This window comes from Kitasatospora sp. NPDC059722 (genome assembly GCF_042733235.1).
Taxonomy (GTDB): Bacteria; Actinomycetota; Actinomycetes; order Streptomycetales; family Streptomycetaceae; genus Kitasatospora.
The window spans coordinates 1-5,311 of record NZ_JBHWGD010000201.1; the positions used below are offsets into that span (position 1 = coordinate 1).

Consider the following 5,311-nt stretch of genomic DNA (forward strand, 5'->3'; position numbering starts at 1 on the left):
TCCGCGGAGACCACCACGGTGTGGGACACCCCGGGGGTGTTGTCCACGAAATTGGTGATCAGCCAGTTCAGGTTCTGTGCGGCCTGGCTCATCTGAGTCAACTCAACGCTCCTGGTGGTTCGAGCCGCCGAAGAGATCGGTGCTCCGGTTCTGTCCGTTGCCGGACTGGTCTACCTGATCGGGGTCGATCCGGAAGCTTCCGGTGTTGCCGGCGGTGCGGCCCTGCTCCACGCCGCGGCGCAGGTTCGTGAGACGGCCACGGACCTCCTCGGGGCTGCGGGAGACCTGCGGCCCGTCCTGCGGGGTGGGCTTGGCGTTGCCGGCCACCAGGTTCTGCTTGGGCACGCGGCGCGGCAGGCCGGACTGGGTGGTGCCGGCGGACGAGGGCTCGCGCAGCTGCTCGGCCCGCTGCCAGGCGTTGTCGTTCGGCGACTGCCAGGCGGAGTTGGCGGTCGGGCCGGTCGGGCCGTAGCCGCCGAGCGCCGACACGTCGTGTCCGCGCGACTCGGCGGGCGACGAGGTGTCCTTGGCGCCGGCGAACCAGTTCGGGGTCTCGCCGTTGGCCCCGGCGGGCGCGGGCGTCCCGACCGGGCCGCCGGTGGCCAGCTGCTGGCCGGGGCGGCGCTGCGGCAGCCCGGACGGCAGGGTGGCGGGGGCCTCGGCGGCGGGCAGCGCGGGCGGCTCCGGGGCGTACGGGTGGCCGGCCGGGGCGTCCTGGGCCTGGTGGGCGTACTGGTCGCCGGCGTAGCCGTCGTCGTAGCCCTGGTAGCCCTGGCCCTGGTAGTCCTGCTGCGCGTACTGGTCGTCCGCGTAGCCCGACTGGTCGTAGCCCTGCTGCGGGTACTGGCCGTACGCGTCCTGGCCGTAGCCGTCCTGCTGCCCGTAGCCGTACTGGTCGTCGGCGTAGGGCTGCTGGTAGCCCTGCTGCGGGGCGTACTGGTCGTAGCCCTGCTGCGGGTACTCCTCCTCGACCTCGGCGTCCAGGACCGGCTGCTCGGCGTCCCCGTACGGGGAGGCCTCCAGCGCGGCGCGGCGCACCTGGTCGAGGCGCTGGGAGCGCTGGACGGACTCCAGGGCCGGGCTGAAGCCGGAGGAGCCGGCGTTGCCGATGCCGGTCAGGTGGTCGTCGAAGCCCAGCTCGGCGGCGCTGCGGGCGCGGCCGTCGGGGGCCCACTCGGAGGCCGGCTCCTGCTCGGCGAAGATCCGCGAGACGGTGAACTGCTCCTCGGGCTCCGGCGCCGGGCCGCCCTTGGTGACGAACGGCGGGAGCATGACGAGCGAGGTGGTGCCGGCCGACTCGCCGGACGGGCGGAGCTGGACGCGGATGTCGTGCCGCTGGGAGAGCCGGCCGACCACGAACAGGCCCATGCGGCGGGAGATGGTGGCGTCGACCGTGGGCGGCTCGGCCAGCTTCTCGTTGATCTCGGCGAAGTCGTCGGCGGTGAGGCCGATGCCCTTGTCGTGGATCTCGACCAGCACGCGGCCGTCCGGCAGGCGGGTCGCGTTGACCAGCACCCGGGTCTGCGGGCTGGAGAACGAGGTGGCGTTCTCCAGCAGCTCGGCGAGCAGGTGGACGAGGTCGGTCACGGCGGCGCCGACGATCTCGACCTCCGGGATGCCGGACAGCTCGACGCGCTCGTACTGCTCCACCTCGGACGCGGCGGCGCGGAGCACGTCGACCAGCGGGACCGGGGTGTTCCAGCGGCGGCCGGCCTCCTCGCCCGCGAGGACGAGGAGGTTCTCGCCGTTGCGGCGCATGCGGGTCGCGAGGTGGTCCAGCTTGAAGAGGTTCTCCAGCTGGTCCGGGTCGGCCTCGTTGTTCTCCAGGTCCGTGATCAGCGCCAGCTGGCGCTGGATGAGGCCCTGGCTGCGGCGCGACAGGTTGGTGAAGATCGCGTTGACGTTGCCTCGCAGCAGCGCCTGCTCGGCGGCGAGCTCGACGGCCTGGCGGTGGACCTGGTCGAACGCCCGGGCGACCTCGCCGATCTCGTCCTTGCCGTGCAGCGGGATCGGGGCGACGGAGGTGTCGACCCGCTCGGGGTCGGTCTTGGAGAGCTTCTCGACGAGGTCCGGCAGGCGGTTGTCGGCGATCTCCAGGGCGGCGCTGCGCAGGGTGCGCATGCCGAGGATCATCGAGCGGGCGACGTAACCGGTGAGCAGCCCGGCCAGGATGAGCGCGGCGACGACGATGACCGTGTTGAGGATGGCGTCGTAGAGCGCGTTGTCCTTGAGGTTCCGGGAGTCCGTGAGCACGTCGTCGAGGAGCGCGACTTCGGTGTTGCGCAGCGCCTGGATGTGCGTGGCGGCAGCCTGGTTCCAGTTCTCCGGGGTCAGACCGGCGTCCTTGGCCTCCTTGAAGGCGGCGTCGGCGGCGGCCTTGCCCTTCGTCTGGCCGTCGGCGGCGGCCTGGCTGTAGGCGGAGGCGAGGTTCAGCAGCGACTGCATGGTCGGCGCGCGGCCGTCGGGCATCTTGTACGCCGAGCGGTCCTGCGCGGTGGCCAGGGCGACCTGTGCGTCGGCGTACTTCTTGGCGTCGACCGGGTCGCTACCGGTGGTGAACTCGGTGATCGCGGTCTGTTCGAGCTTCTCCGAGACCACGACCTGCAGGGTGAGGTCCTGGTTCTCGTAGCGGGTCACCGAGTTCGACCCGATGCCCACGAGCAGGTGCAGCATGAGCGCGCGCTGGGACGAGGACGCGGCCTTGGCCAGCGACATGGCGTAGATCGCGCGGCCCTTGCTGGCCGCGTTCGTGGAGCCGAGGCCGACCGAGTTGTCGTACGCGAGCAGCGGGGCGAACAGCGTCGAGTACGCGTTCGCGGTGGCGCTGGCGAACAGCTCCTGGCCGTACGCGCTGGCGCGCAGGTGCGGCAGGTTGACCACGAGGTCCTGGAAGGCCTGGTGGCGGCGCGGGAGCTCGCCGGACTTGTCGGACGCGTCGTAGGCGGCGTTGTAGGCCTTCAGCGCGGCGTCCGTGGTGGCGCGGGTCTTGGCGACCGTGCCGTCCGGGTCCTGCTTGGTGAGGAGGGGTATCAGCGTCTTGTCGCGCTCGTTCTCGAGCGCCTCGGCGAGTTCGGTGGCCGCCTTGGCGAGCTCGGCGGTCTTCTCGGCGCGGGACGCCTTGATGTAGCCGTCGACCGAGGTGTTCACGCGGAGGCCGCCGAACACGAGGCTGATGATGACCGGGATCAGGAGGATCGCGATCAGACGCGTCGGCACGCGCCAGTTGCGCGGCCTGAGGAAGTCGTAGCGGCTGGAGCTCTCGGAGCCCGTCGAACCCGTGGAGCCGCCGCTGCGGGGCTCCTTCGGGCCGACCGCGGGCTTCACGGGCTGTGGTGCCTGTGAACGCTCCTCGGTCGGGGTGAACGCGGAGAATCCGGCCGATTCCGTCGCGGTACCGTTCGGCTCGCTCTGGCGGGGCTCGGAGCGCCGCTGCGGGGCGGGTTGCTGCTTACGCCTCACTCGACAACTACCTCTCGGCCGACAGCCGGCCATGGATCAATCCAGCGCTGCCCCGGGCCACGCTCCGCCGCCGGTGGGCCGGGCGGGAAAAGCGACAGGGGTAGCTGGAATTTCAGCACGTGCAGGGATGGGGGACAAACAGACCCCGCATGCCGCCCGCGTCGGCACAATCTGGACATTCGCCGACATGACGGCGCAAAACCGTGGTCTTCTGGCGCTGAGTGACGTGATTCGGCCACGTAGCGTCACTGTTGATCACAAAATGCCTACCGAACCGTTATCCACCGCTTATGAGCGGGTCTTGCGCGGTGCCCCCGCCGGACACCTGCCGGTAAGCAGCCCCGCGTCGGCTAGCGGAGTCGGGCGAGGAGGGCGTGTTCGACGAGGGTGATGAGGGCGCTCTTGGCGCTGTCGCGGCGGCGGGCGTCGAGGGTGATGACGGGGGTGTCGGCGCCGAGTTGGAGTGCTTCGCGGACTTCGTCGGGGGTGTGGGGCTGGTGTCCGTCGAAGCCGTTGAGGGCGACGACGAAGGGCAGTCCGCTGTTCTCGAAGTAGTCGAGGGCGGGGAAGCAGTCGGCGAGGCGGCGGGTGTCGACGAGGACGACGGCGCCGATGGCGCCGCGGACGAGGTCGTCCCACATGAACCAGAAGCGGTCCTGTCCGGGGGTGCCGAACAGGTAGAGGATGAGGTCTTCGTCGAGGGTGATGCGGCCGAAGTCCATGGCGACGGTGGTGGTCGTCTTGCCGGAGACGTGGCTGATGTCGTCGATGCCGGCGGAGGCCGAGGTCATGACGGCTTCGGTGCGCAGGGGGTTGATCTCGGAGACGGCGCCGACGAGCGTGGTCTTGCCGACACCGAAGCCGCCCGCGACGACGATCTTCGCGGAGGTGGTGGCGCGGGTGGGGGCGGCCGCGTTAGAGCTTGCGAAGTCCACTGAGGACCCTTTCGAGCAGCGTGACGTCGGGCTGGTTTCCGGATTCGCCTCCGGAAGCGGGCTGGTGGATGGCGACGAGGCCGGCCTCGGCCAGGTCGGCCACGAGGATGCGCGCGACTCCCAGCGGGAGGGAGAGCAGCGCCGACACCTCGGCGACGGACTTGACCTCCGTGCACAGGGTGCAGATCCGCTGGTGCTCGGGGAGCAGGGTGGCCAGGCGCTGCGGGTCCACGTCGGCGGAGACGAGGGCCTCCAGCGCGAGTTCGTAGCGGGGCCGGGTGCGGCCGCCGGTCATCGCGAACGGCCGGATCAGCGGGCCGGAGTCGGGTTCGTCCTCGAACTCCTCGACGTGCCCGGGGTCCTGGGCCGGGTGGTGGCCGGGCGCGTGGCCGGGTCCGGCCGGCGGGACCGGGTAGCCGGGCGGCGGCATGTCGAAGGAGGGCTGCGGCTGCGGGGCGTACTGGCCGGGCTGGGCGTACTGGCCGGGCCGGCCGTACTGCTCCTGCTGCTGACCGTACGGCGGCTGGCCGTACTCCTGGCCGAACTGCGGCCGGCCGTACGGCTGACCGTGGCCGACGCCGGGTGCTCCGAAGGCGTCATGGCCCGTGCCAGGGTACGGAACGCCACCGTACTGGCCGCTGCGGTCGTCGGGCGGTGTCACGGTTCCTCTCCTCACAAGGTGCGGCGGTTGCGGTGCGAGCCCCGGAACGAGTCCGGAGCCTGTGGTGCGAAGGCCGTACAACGTCCGAACCCGAGCCCGCCGAAGCGGGCCCGGGAGGGACGCGGAGGTGCTTCGAATACCTGGACGGTATCCGACGAACCGTCAGTGCAGGAGACTGCCCTGGAGTTCTGCGCGGAGTGCGGGGGTGAGGACGGCGCCTGCGCGGTCGACGAGCAGGGCCATCTCGTAGCCGACG

Annotated in this window: 3 protein-coding genes and 2 pseudogenes; all 5 read right to left on the reverse strand. The window is 71.2% G+C overall.

Going from position 1 to position 5,311, the window contains the following annotated elements; translation table 11 throughout:
* Positions 1-92 (reverse strand): annotated as a pseudogene (locus ACFV4F_RS42120) (roadblock/LC7 domain-containing protein); the annotation flags it as partial.
* 10 nt (positions 93-102) lie between these two features.
* Positions 103-3,459, reverse strand: a complete 3,357-nt coding sequence (locus tag ACFV4F_RS42125) for a nitrate- and nitrite sensing domain-containing protein (RefSeq protein WP_380448993.1) — start codon at positions 3,457-3,459, stop codon at positions 103-105.
* Between the two features lie 350 nt (positions 3,460-3,809).
* Positions 3,810-4,394, reverse strand: a complete 585-nt coding sequence (locus tag ACFV4F_RS42130) for an ATP/GTP-binding protein (protein ID WP_350526745.1) — start codon at positions 4,392-4,394, stop codon at positions 3,810-3,812.
* Positions 4,375-5,055 (reverse strand): DUF742 domain-containing protein, encoded by a 681-nt coding sequence (locus tag ACFV4F_RS42135; protein ID WP_380448991.1) that lies wholly within the window; start codon positions 5,053-5,055, stop codon positions 4,375-4,377. Before ACFV4F_RS42135 ends, ACFV4F_RS42130 begins: the two co-directional genes overlap by 20 nt.
* Before the next feature lie 162 nt (positions 5,056-5,217).
* Positions 5,218-5,311: pseudogene (locus ACFV4F_RS42140) on the reverse strand (roadblock/LC7 domain-containing protein); the annotation flags it as partial.